The organism is Neptunomonas antarctica, assembly GCF_001305295.1.
Lineage (GTDB): Bacteria > Pseudomonadota > Gammaproteobacteria > Pseudomonadales > Balneatricaceae > Neptunomonas > Neptunomonas antarctica.
On the sequence record NZ_LJSI01000054.1, the window covers coordinates 95,847 to 110,787 of the forward strand.

The following is a 14,941-nucleotide window of genomic DNA, read 5'->3' on the forward strand; positions in this document are numbered from 1 at the left end:
GTAAGCAAAACTTATACAGAGGCGCCCTCTGTCGCTGACGCTCGTAAAGACAACCCGATGTGGTCGTCCAGACTGGCCTTTATTCTGGCAGCCAGCGGCTCTGCGGTCGGGCTGGGTAATATCTGGAAGTTCCCCTACATTACAGGTGAAAATGGAGGCGGAGCCTTCGTACTCGTTTATCTGCTATGTATCGCGCTGATCGGTATTCCTATTATGATTGCCGAGGTTATGATCGGCCGCCGCGGAGGTCGCAGCCCCATCAATTCACTGCGTATGCTGACACAACATGACGGCCTGTCCTCACGCTGGACCTGGATCGGCTGGATGGGAATCACAGCATCGTTCCTGATTCTCTCGTTCTATTCAGTGATAGGTGGCTGGGCATTAGCTTACGTTGGCCAGTCCGCCAGCGGCGTTTTTGCGGGTGGTGACGCCGATAGTATTGGCGCTCTGTTTGGTGACCTGCTTGCAGACCCATGGACACTGCTGTTATGGCATTCTATTTTCATGGTGCTGGTCATCATTATCGTAGCCCGCGGCATTCGCTCAGGCATGGAGAAAGCAATCAATATCCTGATGCCGTTACTCTTTGTCTTACTGCTAGTCATGGTCGGTTATGCCATAAATAGTGGCGAGTTCGTCCAGGGCTTTACTTTTCTATTCCAGCCTGACTTTTCAAAACTAACCACTGCAGGCTTCTTAACGGCACTCGGTCACGCTTTCTTTACCCTAAGCCTCGGAATGGGCGTAATGATGGCGTACGGCTCCTACCTACCCAAAAATGTATCAATCGTAAAAACAGCCGTCGCTGTATCTGTTGTGGACACCGCTGTGGCGCTACTAGCCGGACTGGCGATCTTTCCGCTGGTGTTTGCCAACGGCCTTGAACCCGGTTCAGGCCCGGGCTTGATCTTCCAAACGCTGCCTTTAGCATTTGGCAAAATGACCGGCGGGGTATTGTTCGGATCACTATTTTTTACATTATTAGTGGTTGCCGCCGTAACTTCTGCCATTTCACTGCTGGAACCGGTGGTTGAATGGCTGGAAGAACAAAAAGGTATTAGCCGTTTATCAGGAACACTGATTGGCGGTGTAGCGATCTGGCTGCTAGGTATGCTGACGATCTTGTCGTTCAATGAATGGGCTGATGTTTACCCGTTATCATTTATTCCGGCGTTTGAAAGTAAAACTATCTTTGACCTGCTGGATTACGCAACCGCTAATGTAATGATGCCTTTAGGAGGCTTATGCATTGCTATATTCACGGGCTGGTTTATGAGTAAGCAGGCGGTCGAAAATCAACTGGATATAGGTAACCGCATCGCCTTTAAGAGCTTTATGTTTGTACTGCGTTTTATTACACCCGCAGCCGTCGCCGTAGTCTTTATCTACAACCTGGTGTAAATCCAGCCTACCATTGCGCAATCACGCGTGTTTAACATAGGGAGCCAAAGCGGCTCCTTATTTATGCCTACAGATTGATGCGCTGCACCTGACAAACAATGATTAATATCCAGACCTTAATGCTCATACCAGCATCAATATCAACCGGTAACATCATTGCTATCGCAAAAATCAGTCAGGGACTAATGACACAGCAGTACTGAGCATCTGGCCTGTATTTATCACTGAGCCCAAAAAACTGAAGGTTCGGCGCAGACGACAAAAGAAGGGTTCAATAAAGATTCCGAATTAGCGTTATAGACAAGCGGCGCTAACGAATCCAAAGCCAAAACCTGGCCACCCGATGCGAGTACCACAGCATGGCCTGCCGCCGTGTCCCATTCACTCGTTGGGCTTAAACGCGGGTATAGGTCAGCAGCCCCTTCTGCAACTAAACACAGCTTTAAAGAACTACCCATTCCAATAATATGAGCTTCAGGCAGAGATTCCATAAATACCTTAAACGCGGGTGATTGATGTGAACGACTGCCGAGTACACGCCAACCGGTAGGCTGGTCTGGTACAGCAGACACAGAGATAGATTCGATGGGCTCTAAACCTATCTGCTTAAAAGCGCCCTTACCAAGTTCACCCCAATACAGCGTGCTATCTGCTGGAGCCAAAACAACACCAAGAACAGGGACACCATTTTTAATCAGAGCCACATTAATAGTGAACTCACCATTTTTCTTTATGAATTCCTTCGTCCCATCCAAAGGATCAATCAGCCAATAGGTAGACCAGTTTATTCGATCAATTTTAACTGAGTCATCGGACTCTTCTGATAAAACAGGAATATCGGGTGTTAAAGCCGTTAAGCCATCAACCAGTATATGGTGAGCTGCCATATCGGCTGCGGTGAGTGGACTATTATCCGACTTTTCAAAAACCGAAAAATCTTTACGATATATATCCATCACAGCAATAGCCGCTTGCCGGACAAGTACGATTACGTTATCTATTTGCATTGAATCGCTATCCCTATTTAAATATTGAATTTACTCTCGTATTTTAATTAGCAGCCTGCCTGGCAAAAGGTATGACTCATCCCTTCCTGACAAAATCGTAAGATAAGTTTCGACAAGACGCAACATCAGATCCTACTGTGTTTGAGCTGTGGCTTTGTTGCAGAGCCGGATGATAAAGCCCCACTAGTTATTCCGCGATTCACACTAACACAGTCATTAAGAAGCAAAGTACGCCGTATCTGCACAACAACAATGTCATTCCCCTATAATTGTCACTATCTCCGAGATTCGCTTGACAGTTAACGGGGCGAAGCGCAAATTCCCCCCTCTCTCTATATATAGCCGAGACAGATCCATATGCCTAAAGTAGGAATGCCCGAAATAAGAAAACCGCAGCTTATCAATGCGACAATGGAAGCGATCAATGCCGTTGGCTTACATAAGGCCAGTGTTGCGATGATTAGCAGTTACGCAGGCGTGTCTCCGGCGATTATTAACCATTATTTCGGCGGCAAGCATGGTCTTTTGGAAGCAACCATGCGCTCGGTGTTACAGCAACTCTCTCATGGTGTTAAAATTCGCTTACAAGAAACCGCACCTGATGATGTCGTCAGCCGTATTAAAGCTATTGTCAGCGGCAACTTTGATACCCGACAAGTGGAACCCAAAGTCGTCAAAACCTGGCTGGCGTTCTGGTCTTTAGCGATGCATGATCCGGCACTTCATCGCCTGCAGCGTGTCAACGAAAAACGGCTTTTATCACATTTGCTTCTGGAATTAAAACAGGTATTACCCACGGATAGAGCCTTGATTGTAGCGCAGAGTATCGCGGCACTCATCGATGGTATTTGGCTGCGGGGCGCATTGACGCCGACAGGGATTGATAGTGATGTAGCACAGCGCCTGATTACCGATTACCTTGAGCAACAACTGCCTGAAGACGTCATAGCCAGACACAAATCCGGCACGGGTTATTGAACTCAAAAGCCAGGCAGGCGGTGTTTTCAAGATGCCCGGCCCTTATTCAGCACTTTTAATTTTTTCTTTATAAGTCAGGGCACCATTAAGTGCGCCAGCGGGTTTGTAAACGGGTATGCCTCTTCAGCCGCATACGTCGGGAACTCTGTCAGTGGAAAAATAGTCAGCCACACAAATACCCGGAAATCTCCCATTGACGTAAGTGTTATACAGATTGCGGATCTATAGCCCGGCGCCAGACTAAAGGCCGAGCTATGCTTTCATGTCAGCTATTGCATTGCCTGGATAGCGAATTTTGCCCAGTCGGTGGTGTGTATCAGCCCATTAAATTGGCCAGTCACTGACTCAGGCCCCCAGGCTACAATCGGGACAGGAGTATTAGTATGCGTACCAGTCGCCCATACCGTGTTTTGCTGTTTACCCACAATACTGGCCAATAAGTTGTGCCTTACTTCATTGCCGTAAACGAAGAACTCTTTGAATTCATTCACTTTAGGGAACGTTTTAGCGCTAAGGTAGCTGTGCCCTTCAACAAAATACTCATTGTTTTCCGTTTCCAGTACTCTGGCAGCCTCAGCTTCCGAGATAGCAAAACGCGTATGACTGTTAACCAATCCTGCCAATGCTGCGGGTGTTTGCTCAACCGCAGGTAACGCATCGAACATACTGAAAATATCAACATAAGAAGCCGTCTGCTGATAAATTTTGTCCAGAATGCCGTAGTTACCAAAATTGAAATTCGGCTTAAATTCATTCCCTTCAAAAACATCACCCGGAAGGTCTCTGCCTTCAGGCAAATTACTACGAGAATAACTAAAACCGAAACCACCCGTTTCATGATCTGCGGTTACGATTATCAAGGTATCATCCCGGTCTTTTGCCCACTCTCGTAAATATTCTACAACGCCGTCCATTTTCAGCATTTCATGTAGCATATAGCCGGTATCATTATCATGCGCTGCCCAGTCGATTAAGCCGGACTCCACCATCATGAAAAACCCTTTATCGTTACGCTCCAGAATTGACACGGCCTTCTCGGTCATTTCACGTAACGTGGGAACAGTACGATCCGCACTATTAGCCGTCATCGACTCCTGAATACCATTCAGCGTTTGCGAGTAAGAGAATAAACCCAGCAACTTATCACCAGAAGATGCCTTTAACTGCTCTTTGGTAAATGCTAACTGGTAACCTTGTTGTTGGGCTTCCTCCAATAAATTACGTTCGTCCTTACGCTTAGATTTAATACGCACGGCGCCGCCGGTAATATCTTTCAGGTGAGCCTGGACATTACCGTCTTTATCATTAGCGCCTTTCGGTATCCAATGACGCAAACCACCACCCAATAACACATCAACCTTATTATTGAGCATATCTATGGCGATCTCATTTTCTTTAGATCGATGAGTCTGGTGAGCAGCAAATCCTGCAGGTGTTGCATGCGTTACACGGGTATCAGTGATTAAGCCTGTTGATTTGCCCATCTTCGCCGCTATTTCAAGCATTGTTTCTGTGGCATAACCATCAAGATCAGTTCCAACCATTTCCGACCCTGCCATTTTGCCGCTAGCAAATTGTGTGGCAGAAGCAGCAGAGTCAGTGACCAGCACATTAGCTGCATCAGTATAAGCAAGACCCAGCACACCCTCTTTAGCAAGAGACTCCCATGCACTGCGTCTGTTTTTATCTTTATAAACCGAGTTAGGAGCATGCTTTACATAGCTATTTAATAAACCTATTTGCTGCGGCCCCATACCATCGCCAATAACCACTATCACGTTTTTAATACCATCCGCATACGCCCCTGTCATAGACACAGCGACGACACCCAACACCAAGGCTAATTTTCGCAAGATCATAAATCTCTCCTGATTATTATTTTTTTGCTACTAACATTCAGAGCCATGACTACCTTTAGTCAGAACCAACAGTAAAGTGCTTACCCAGTAGTGCATGATAGAAATCTTTGTCTAACAAGACACCCACCAGTTTGTCACTTTCAGTCAGCAGTACCGGCAAACCTGTTTTATATTTGATTTCGATCGCTAAGCGCATCGATACATCCGCAGCAGCCATCACCAGCAAACCTTCTGCAAGGTCTTCTATGTCTTGTCCGTCAATCCAACGATGTAGATTCAACGGCTGATCCTGACGGCTAGCCGCGACGACGGCCCCTTCTGCGTTGACGCTGATCAGCGTATTGTCGTGAGGGTTCAAGACTCTCATATCATCCGGCATGTCATCGCGTGTATCCAATTCGCTTACATCCGTCATCAGTGAGCGGCCACACAGAACATTCAATGGATTAGTATGGGCAACGAAGTCTGCGACATAAGGCGTTTTTGGGTTAAGAACGATATCTTCCGGCTTGTCATGCTGAATAATTTTGGCTGATTCCATAATGGCAATATGAGTACCGAGCTTGAGCGCTTCATCCAGATCGTGGCTAACGAACAAGATGGTTTTATTCAAGCGCTGTTGCAACTCAATTAATTCATCTTGCAACTGGTTGCGGATCAAGGGGTCAAGCGCAGAAAAAGGCTCATCCATCAGCAATATGTCGCTATCCATCGCAAATGCTCGTGCCAAACCTACACGCTGCTGCATGCCACCCGACAATTCATGCGGATACTTATCTTTCCATTCAGTTAAGCTCACCATCTCCAACTGCTGCATCGCTTTAGCGCGACGTTTTGGCTTACTCATACCCTGCATTTCCAGACCAAAGGCAACGTTATCGATGACAGTCATCCATGGCATCAGGGCAAAATTCTGAAACACCATGGATATTCTACGGGTCCGCATATGCTGCAAGGTTTTGGCATCACAGCTGGCGATATCCACCATTTGATCACCATCCTGCACTAAAATCTCGCCCCGGCTGACCGTGTTCAAGCCATTCACTGCACGTAACAAACTTGATTTACCGGAGCCGGACAGGCCCATTAATACACAGATCTCACCTGGCTGCACTTCGATACAGGCGTTATGTACACCCACTACATCACCCGTCGCATCGATGATTTCTTGCCGACTGCTACCCTTATCGAGTAATGCCAGACTCTGCTCAACATGGTTACCAAATACGACATCCACATTGCGAATACTAATTGCTGCCATGATTAACCTTCCTCTTTAGCGCCGGGCGCTTTACAGATTCGATCCAGAATAATGGCCACCAGCACGATGGCTAGCCCGGCTTCGAAACCCTGAGAAATATTGACCGTATTCAGCGCGCGAATAACGGGTTTGCCTAAACCGTCAGCACCCACCAGCGCCGATATCACCACCATTGAAAGGGATAACATGATGCATTGTGTAACACCTGCCATGATGTTTGGCATGGCGGCAGGTAACTCAACCTTATAAAGAAGCTTGAACGGTGTAGCACCAAACGCCTTACCCGCTTCGATCAGATTTGCAGGAACACGACTAATGCCCAAATAAGTCAGTCGGATAGGTGCCGCCACAGCAAATATGATCGTTGATATCAGCCCCGGCACTACACCAAGACCAAACAATACGAGTGTAGGAATGAGGTACACAAAGGTAGGAATGGTCTGCATCAAATCAAGAATAGGCCGCAAGATGGTGTACACCCAGGGCTTATGAGCCGCCATGATTCCGATAGGAATACCCATGGCAACAGAAAACGTCGTGGCTGCCAGGACTAACACAAAAGTTTCCAGCATTTCCTGCCAATAACCCAGGTTAAGAATTAATAACAGCGCGGCAACTACAAAAATCACTAATGGCAGACTACGATGCAGCCACCAAGCAATAGCTGCCGTCAGCATCATAGGTACGAAGGGAGGAAACCACTGGAAAATATCTACCATCGAGATAATTATCCATTCCAAAGAGATTGAAATGGCATCGAAAAAACCGGCGGCATTAAATGTCAGCCAATCAACAAAAGCTTCCATCCAGCTGCCGAGCGGAATCTTGTGCTCAGTAATCCAATTCATGAGTTTGCCTTTTTATAAATAAACGATAGCCTCACCACGCGATGGGGCGAAGAAGTACTTCAAAAATACAGGGAAACTCTGTTGTCGGGCGCATATCGCGCCCGACAACAGACAATGATAGGATCAGAGCTCTAAATGCTTACGCACAGTCGCCAGCGCATCGCCACCGTCTTTGGTAGTCACGCCTTCCAACCAGCTATTGATCGCTTCAGGGTTAGCTTTTAACCAGGCTAATGCGGCAACACGGGGCTTTTTACCCTCATCAAGAATCGCGCCCATGACTTCGTTTTCCATAGTCAGGGTAAAAGACAAGTTCTCCAGTAAGCGCCCTACATTCGGACAATCCTGTCGGTAGTTTTTACGCACGTTGGTATAAACACTGGCGCCACCGTAGTTGGGGCCAAAGAAATCATCACCGCCCTGCAGGTATTCCATCTCAATATTGCTATTCATCGGATGCGGAGCCCACCCCAGAAAGACGATCCATTGTTCGCGTTTGGCTGAACGCGAAACCTGTGACATCATGCCCGCTTCGCTGGATTCCACCAGCTTAAAGCCTTTTAAGCCAAAAGCATCCTGGTCGATCATATCCAGCATTAAGCGGTTACCATCGTTACCGGGCTCGATACCGTAAAGACGGCCTTTAAACTGATCTTTGAATTTTGCGATATCGGCGAAGCTCTTAACACCGGCGTCATACACATATTTAGGCACAGCAAGGGTGTATTTGGCGCCTTCCAGATTAGCGCGCACGGTTTCAACGCTACCGTCTTCACGGTATTTGGCGATATCAGCCTCCATCGTAGGCATCCAATTACCAAGGAACACGTCGATATCAGCATTAGCGAGTGAGGTATAAGTCACCGGCACAGACAATAGCTGAGTCGTTGATTTATAGCCCAGTGCTTCGACGACTTCGCTGGTGACTGCGGTGGTAGCTGTAATGTCTGTCCAACCCACATCGGAGAAACGCACCGTGTCACACTGGCCAGCAAACGCCACAGAGGCAGACAAGCCCATCGCTACGACGATGCCGCGCATTAGATTATGTTTACGGATAATTTTTTTCTGTTGAGTTGTCATGATTGTTACCTTATTTTAGTTTTAAATTCTCTTACGATTACTACTTTTCGATAGTGTGTCTCAATTAAGTTAGTGACTAGCACACGCTTAGGGCTATCTATTAACTATTCGCTTAGGGCTATCTATTAACTATTCGCATAGGGCTATCTACTTAGTTATCAACTACCCGCTTAGGGGCTATCTGTTAACAAACCCGCTTAGGGCTATTTAAACGCTGCTGCTGCTGCCATTGTGGATCGATCCATACTTCGACACCCTCATCCGGCAACGGCTGCTTGTCAAAAATCATGTCAGCCGCTTTCTCCGCCACCATAATAGTGGGTGCATTTAAGTTACCATTCGGAATAGTGGGAAAAACCGAAGAGTCGACGACCCGCAGCGATTCAACGCCTCTGACCCGACACTGAGTATCCAGCACGGCCATGGCATCGTCATCAGCTCCGATTTTGCAGGTGCACGACGGATGATAGGCACTCTCAACATTTTCACGGACCCAGCGATCAACGTCTATATCACTGCTAACCTGCGCGCCTGGCTGAACTTCATCGCCGCGATAGGCATCCAGGGCAGGCTGTTTCAGAATTTCACGCGTCAGACGGATGCAATCACGCCAGTCCTGCTTGTCTTGTTCAGTGCCGATATAGTTAAAGACAATGCTCGGTTTAGCTTTCGGGTCGGCTGATTTAATCCATACACGGCCACGGCTCTGCGGCTTATTGGGCCCTACATGCACCTGAAATCCGTGTCCTTCAATCGCCTTACCACCGTCATAACGCATCGCTGCTGGCAAAAAGTGATACTGAATATTAGGCCATTTCAAGCCTTTACGGGAGCGGATAAAGCCACAGGATTCAAAATGATTGGTCGCACCCAGGCCATCTTTGAACAGCATCCAGCGTGCACCTATAAGGCCTTTGCTCACCAGATCCAGCTTCCCATTCAAGGTAATGGGCTGCTTACAGTGGTATTGAAAGTAAATTTCCAGGTGATCCTGCAGATTTTCACCGACACCTGGTAAGTCATGCACCAGCGCAACTCCAGCTTCTTCCAACACTTTCGCAGGACCAATACCAGAGAGCTGTAACAAATGCGGTGAACCAATGGAGCCGGCGGCTAAAATAACTTCTTTATTCGCCGTCGCATTAATTACTCGTGCACTTTTGTCAGAGCTCTTTTTTTCAGAGCTCTTTTTTTCAGAGTCCATTTTTTCATACTCGATACCCACGGCACGCTTACCTTCCATGATCACCTTACGTGTCAATACACCACTGATCAACGTCAGGTTAGGGCGCTGCATTGCGTCACGCAGATAGGCATTAGAGGTTGATGCACGCACACCCGCTTTGACGGTCATATGCATGGCACCAAAACCTTCCTGACGGTAGCCGTTGTAATCATCAGTGGTCGGGTAGCCCGCATCTTCACCGGCATCAATAAATGCCTGATAAAGAGGGTTCAGTTTCATATCGTTACCGTTACAGGTAAACAAGGGACCGCTCCCTCCACGATAATCATCACTGCCTTTAGCCCAGGTTTCCGCTTTCTTGAAATAGGGCAAACATTGCTGGTAACCCCACCCTGTAGCACCCTTTTCACTCCACTCATCAAAGTCACAGGCATGCCCGCGGACATACACCATACCGTTAATCGAAGAGCTGCCACCCAGCACTTTACCGCGCGGGCAATGCATTGAGCGACCGTCCAGAAAAGGCTCTCCTTCGGTATGGAATTGCCACGCATACTTAGGAGTATTCATTGGATAAGACAACGCCGTCGGCATCTGAATAAATATACTTTTATCCGAGCCGCCAGCTTCCAGCAGCAATACAGTGTGCTGCCCATCTTCCGTTAAACGGTTAGCCAATACGCAGCCGGCAGAACCGGCGCCAACAATGATGTAGTCATAGCGTGTATCAGTGGTCATACTTATTTCCATACCTCGGGTCGCTGCTTATAAAGGCACTCGTTATAAGAGCTCTATTTATAAGGGCTCTCTTTACAGGGCTCTATTAATAGGACTCTCAATTAATAAGGGCAGTCGACATCACCCAGCTCAACGAAGACGCTTTTAATCTGGGTATAATGATTGAGTGTTTCGATACCGTTTTCACGACCAATACCGGATTGCTTATAGCCTCCGACCGGCATTTCTGCAGGCGATGCACCCCAGGTATTAATCCAGCAGATACCTGCCTCAAGACGCGCAATAACGCGATGAGCACGCGAAAAATTGGTTGAGAAGACACCCGCTGCCAGACCGTATTCGGTATCATTGGCGCGCCGAATCACTTCTTCTTCATCACTGAAGCGCAGAATCGACATCACCGGGCCGAATATTTCTTCTTTTACGTTAGGCATGTCATCCGTGCAATCGGCAAACACCGTAGGCTGAACGAAGTAGCCTTTATCCAAACCGTTTGCAATAACACGTTCACCACCACACGCCAGACGAGCACCGGCTGTTTTCGCCGCTTCAATAAAACCTAGTACCTTGTGCATGTGATCTTCAGAGATCAGCGCACCGACTTGCGTATTAAGATCCGTTGGATCACCGATAACCATACGCTCAGTACGCGCCACCACTTTGCTGACAAACTCATCATAAATACTGTCGTGTACAAATACCCGTGTACCGTTAGTGCAGACTTCACCTTGCGTATAAAAATTGGCCAACAACGCACCCGATACCGCGTTATCCAGATCCGCATCGCCAAACACCAGCAGCGGAGACTTTCCTCCCAACTCCATCGTGACCTGCTTTAAGGAGCTAGCCGCATCGGCCACGACTTTTTTACCCGTCCCACACTCACCCGTAAAAGAGACCTTGGCTATCTGAGGATGGCGCGACAGTGCCTGCCCAGCACGATAATCACCTTGTATAACATTGAACACGCCATCCGGCAGCCCAGCTTCGGTGAAAATTTCAGCTAACTTCATTACGCTCAGAGGCGTTTCTTCGGACGGTTTGAAAATCATGCAATTGCCCGCGGCTAACGCAGGGCCAGACTTCCACATGGCGATCTGAATCGGATAGTTCCACGCGCCAATACCCGCACAAACACCCAGCGGCTCACGACGGCTATAGTAAAAGTTAGTGCCGCCAAGGTCCTGCTGCTGACCATGAATAGTCGCTGCAAGGCCCGCATAAAATTCAATAACATCGGCACCTGTTGCAATATCAACACAGTTCGCTTCCTGCAGCGGCTTACCGGTATCTAATACCTCTAGCATCGCCAGTTCATCATTGCGCTCACGTAAAATAGCCACGGCACGCATCAGAATACGACCCCGCTCTGCACCACTCATGGCAGACCAAACGAGAAAACCTGCTTGTGCAGCTTCAACCGCCTTATCAACATCGGCCAGCGAAGCCTGCTGAACTTCAGCCAGCACTTCTCCTGTTGCTGGATTGCGAGTGATGAAAGTCTCACCCGAGGTGGCATCTTGATATCGACCATTGATGTAAAGAGAGTGTTGCATATAACGGCATCCTGATTATCTGGTTTCAATACAATTTGGTGCGCCCACAGCGCAACCGAAAATCTACCTATCTTTTCTGCTGCTGATTCTAATGTAGTCACGTTAGCTACTGTTAATAACCGCCATACACCTGCGATCGGATTACTTGGTTATTAAGTTTTTATTAAATGAACGTTTAATAAAAAACTACTCTGACTACATTTTGCTCAGATGTCAAAAAACCTTGCCGGTTATTTTCAAGTAAACCCGGACAAAGAAGCACACTAAAGATAGCGACAATTAATGTATTTATATTGATTTTTTGAAGATAATAGAAGATTTTAAAAACCGAAAAACACTATTCAATGTCGCTTTCAGTTAAAATTTATTATGTGAATACAGGGTTTTTTTGACGATAACAGAGAATAATTTGTCGCTATCAGTTAATTACCGGCTGGGGAAACCGTAGTTTTTAAGCGCTTTATACCGATACACAGAGACCAACTCAAAACAAAGCTATCCAAATACAGTCAGAGGGCATATGCCCCATACAGTTCAGGGCGGGTCCATAAAAAGCTAAAGCCGCCTCAGATTGAGCGTCCATACCTGGCAACGGAAAGTCTTATCTGACTAATTCAGATAAGACAACATTATCAGCATCCATGCGCATCAAATTGGCGTGAATCTCATCTTTCATCGACTGTGTTAAAGAAAAGGGCCAACTGGTATTTTTTCAAGATCCGCTCTTTTCCATACGGCAAGGCCTTGAGCAGGGCTAACCTCTTGCCAAAACGCGGATTTTTTAGAATCCGCTACATTTTCAAGCTTTGGAATATCAGGTTATTCTTAGCGTTTGGGAATACCATTTCGCCCAGGAAAATCCGGAGCTAATTCCCTGGCATTAGGCATCTTCAGCCACAACCTATACAAATGCCGTCTACGCTCTACTTCGTCGTAATCTTCGAAACTAGTGCGGGAATGAAAAATTGTATAATTATTTGCGAATTGGATATCACCGGGTTCCATCATCATATCTAAACGAATATCTGGATTATTTAAAGTCGAATCAATAAGGTCTAAGGCTTCAACTTCTACATTTGATAACGGAAAGCCTGCATTTTCCTGTGCAATTTCTATATATCGACGTAAATACCGAGCGCTTAACTTACCCTTATGATGACTAAAGATTGGGGTTAAACCTGCATTTCCGTCATCAAGATGTTCTAACAGGAATAGACGGTGGAGAAGTCCAATATACTCTGGATTTTTTTCCAGAATTTCATTATAAAGCGTCATCGCACTTGAAAGACTACTCATACCCCCTGATTTAGCTTTTCGAATAGAAAGTAAACCAACAACATCCGATAAATCGGCGTGATAAGGCAGATATTCATTCGTTTCATAGACACGAACATGTTTCGTATCTATTTCCCCGATATCTTTGACATGCCCTAACATTTCGCCTTTTATATTCTGAGAAACCGGAGTACCCATGTGAAGGCCTAGACCATAGTAAATAATGGCTGCTTCATCATCCGTATACCGCTCAACTGGCAAACCGCGAATTAATATAAAACCCTTGCCATTTTCTAACTCCTCATTGAAGTAAGCGATTTCTTTGGATAGTTCAGTAATCGGAAAATCTTCTTTAGCAAAATCGGGTACTTGCAAATCTTTTTGTTTGACATTTTCTAAGGCCTTTTCTAGAACGCGAATCGATTCATCGGACCAATGATAAATCCATGAATCATCGTCCTTTAAATCCTTCCCTTTCCACGCTGATGGACCTGTAATTTTTTCTTTATGAATGACGCTCATTATCTATTCCTCTAAAAATAAGGTTATTATTTTTTGATACGATCCCATAAAGGAATGAGTTTCGCCTGACCTGACTTCTCAAACATTAATTGAACTTAGCAACATTTAACCCACATTTAATGGATTTTAAGACAATTTAGCGAAATTAATTTTCTTCGCGTTTCGATCTTTTTTAGAATAAACATAAAAATACAGATATAACAATAATTATTTTGTGGGTTTGATGAAGCTTAAACCAGCGCCTCACCATCCAAAATATTCTGTTCGCAAAGCTGCTGAATCAATTCGATGAGAAGAAGCTCAATAGCCCGACAAGCCGATGAAAAGGATCTGTTTTCTAAGCGGACGATAGCGTGAATCCGGTCAATCGAAGGGTTAATAATTTTTAGTGCATCTAAATCTCCACGCTGTAACTCGGTTGTCATCACATCGTAGGGAATGATGGCATTGGCAATGCCGTTGTTCATCAGGCAGCGCAGTGTCAAGCCAGTATCCTGTTCGTACTGGATATCCAAAGGCCACTTCGCCTCCAGTGCTTTTTGTTCAATATGCAAACGAATATTGTGTGGCCGCGATGGAGCAACCAAGGGGTAATTTGATAACTCTTCGAACAATATCGTACCCGAGAGATGTTTTGCAGCGATCCCTTTTCCCACCAGATGCAGAGGTTCCCGATACACCGGAATCACATGCACACCGCTGAGGTCGGCGGCGTTCGGAATCAAACCGATATCAACCTTGCCATCGGCGATATTTTGCGCTGCATTCAGGCTCATGGCATCGTATATTTTCAACTGGACTTCAGGAAAACGACTGGCGCATTCGGTAACCAGCAGGGGAATAAGCGTGTAAGCTTTGGAAGCATCGATCACCACACTCACCTCCCCCCGTGGAGAAAACTCATCAGATATAACATCCGCTTTTGCAATATCAACCTGACGCAATATCAACTTCGCATGATGAACCAATTTCTCGCCAGCAAGTGTGAGTCGCACCCCTTTGACACTGCGAACAAATAACAAAACACCTAACTCATTTTCTAACGCGGCTACCTGGTGGCTCAACGCAGGTTGCGCGATAAATAACTCACGAGCGGCGGCTGATACGCTGCCCACCTCCGCAATTTTCAAAAAATACTTCAGTTGAGTAAATTTCATATTCCCATCCATAACTAAAACATATGGCTAATCATAGTTATTATGTATTTTTTTAAATAGCTTTTCA

11 protein-coding genes are annotated in these 14,941 nt (G+C 46.3%); 2 read left to right on the plus strand and 9 right to left on the minus strand.

Annotated elements, in window-relative coordinates:
• Positions 1–57 precede the first annotated feature (57 nt).
• A complete protein-coding gene (locus tag Nant_RS19665) occupies positions 58–1,404 on the plus strand; it encodes a sodium-dependent transporter (protein WP_082400437.1) in 1,347 nt (448 codons plus the stop codon).
• 221 nt (positions 1,405–1,625) lie between these two features.
• On the opposite strand, the gene cysQ is transcribed toward Nant_RS19665, so the two are convergent.
• On the minus strand, positions 1,626–2,411 hold the full coding sequence (cysQ, locus tag Nant_RS19670) for a 3'(2'),5'-bisphosphate nucleotidase CysQ (protein ID WP_054343384.1): 786 nt from the start codon (positions 2,409–2,411) through the stop codon (positions 1,626–1,628).
• Between the two features lie 357 nt (positions 2,412–2,768).
• Here cysQ and betI point away from each other — a divergent pair, with 357 nt between their 5' ends.
• Positions 2,769–3,389, plus strand: a complete 621-nt coding sequence (gene betI / locus Nant_RS19675) for a transcriptional regulator BetI (protein WP_054343385.1) — start codon at positions 2,769–2,771, stop codon at positions 3,387–3,389.
• Between the two features lie 269 nt (positions 3,390–3,658).
• Here the strand turns inward: betI and Nant_RS19680 are convergent, their stop codons facing one another.
• The 8 genes from Nant_RS19680 to Nant_RS19715 form a co-directional block, all read right to left on the minus strand.
• Positions 3,659–5,248 carry an alkaline phosphatase gene (locus tag Nant_RS19680; RefSeq protein WP_054343386.1) on the minus strand — a complete coding sequence of 530 codons (1,590 nt, stop codon included), beginning with the start codon at positions 5,246–5,248 and terminating at the stop codon, positions 3,659–3,661.
• A gap of 55 nt (positions 5,249–5,303) precedes the next feature.
• Positions 5,304–6,509, minus strand: a complete 1,206-nt coding sequence (gene choV / locus Nant_RS19685; RefSeq protein ID WP_054343387.1) for a choline ABC transporter ATP-binding protein — start codon at positions 6,507–6,509, stop codon at positions 5,304–5,306.
• A 2-nt stretch (positions 6,510–6,511) separates the two neighbouring features.
• A complete protein-coding gene (choW, locus tag Nant_RS19690; RefSeq protein WP_054343388.1) occupies positions 6,512–7,357 on the minus strand; it encodes a choline ABC transporter permease subunit in 846 nt (281 codons plus the stop codon).
• A gap of 123 nt (positions 7,358–7,480) precedes the next feature.
• The gene (locus tag Nant_RS19695) at positions 7,481–8,440 is read right to left on the minus strand and encodes a choline ABC transporter substrate-binding protein (RefSeq protein WP_054343389.1); all 960 of its coding nucleotides are present in this window, start codon (positions 8,438–8,440) and stop codon (positions 7,481–7,483) included.
• 184 nt (positions 8,441–8,624) lie between these two features.
• Positions 8,625–10,364: a choline dehydrogenase gene (betA, locus tag Nant_RS19700; RefSeq protein ID WP_054343390.1), complete on the minus strand. Its 1,740-nt coding sequence runs from the start codon at positions 10,362–10,364 to the stop codon at positions 8,625–8,627.
• A 101-nt stretch (positions 10,365–10,465) separates the two neighbouring features.
• Positions 10,466–11,920, minus strand: a complete 1,455-nt coding sequence (betB, locus tag Nant_RS19705) for a betaine-aldehyde dehydrogenase (protein WP_054343391.1) — start codon at positions 11,918–11,920, stop codon at positions 10,466–10,468.
• Between the two features lie 825 nt (positions 11,921–12,745).
• Positions 12,746–13,717: a TauD/TfdA family dioxygenase gene (locus tag Nant_RS19710; RefSeq protein WP_054343392.1), complete on the minus strand. Its 972-nt coding sequence runs from the start codon at positions 13,715–13,717 to the stop codon at positions 12,746–12,748.
• Between the two features lie 230 nt (positions 13,718–13,947).
• Entirely contained in the window at positions 13,948–14,874 is a 927-nt protein-coding gene (locus tag Nant_RS19715) for a LysR family transcriptional regulator (RefSeq protein WP_054343393.1), read from the minus strand.
• Positions 14,875–14,941 lie beyond the last annotated feature (67 nt).

Coding starts and splice junctions, on each gene's coding strand:
- betA (WP_054343390.1), bottom strand. CDS start 10,364: ATGACCACTGATACACGCTATGACTACATCATTGTTGGCGCCGGTTCT.
- Nant_RS19710 (WP_054343392.1), bottom strand. CDS start 13,717: ATGAGCGTCATTCATAAAGAAAAAATTACAGGTCCATCAGCGTGGAAA.
- Nant_RS19680 (WP_054343386.1), bottom strand. CDS start 5,248: ATGATCTTGCGAAAATTAGCCTTGGTGTTGGGTGTCGTCGCTGTGTCT.
- choW (WP_054343388.1), bottom strand. CDS start 7,357: ATGAATTGGATTACTGAGCACAAGATTCCGCTCGGCAGCTGGATGGAA.
- Nant_RS19695 (WP_054343389.1), bottom strand. CDS start 8,440: ATGACAACTCAACAGAAAAAAATTATCCGTAAACATAATCTAATGCGC.
- betB (WP_054343391.1), bottom strand. CDS start 11,920: ATGCAACACTCTCTTTACATCAATGGTCGATATCAAGATGCCACCTCG.
- betI (WP_054343385.1), top strand. CDS start 2,769: ATGCCTAAAGTAGGAATGCCCGAAATAAGAAAACCGCAGCTTATCAAT.
- cysQ (WP_054343384.1), bottom strand. CDS start 2,411: ATGCAAATAGATAACGTAATCGTACTTGTCCGGCAAGCGGCTATTGCT.
- choV (WP_054343387.1), bottom strand. CDS start 6,509: ATGGCAGCAATTAGTATTCGCAATGTGGATGTCGTATTTGGTAACCAT.
- Nant_RS19665 (WP_082400437.1), top strand. CDS start 58: ATGTGGTCGTCCAGACTGGCCTTTATTCTGGCAGCCAGCGGCTCTGCG.
- Nant_RS19715 (WP_054343393.1), bottom strand. CDS start 14,874: ATGAAATTTACTCAACTGAAGTATTTTTTGAAAATTGCGGAGGTGGGC.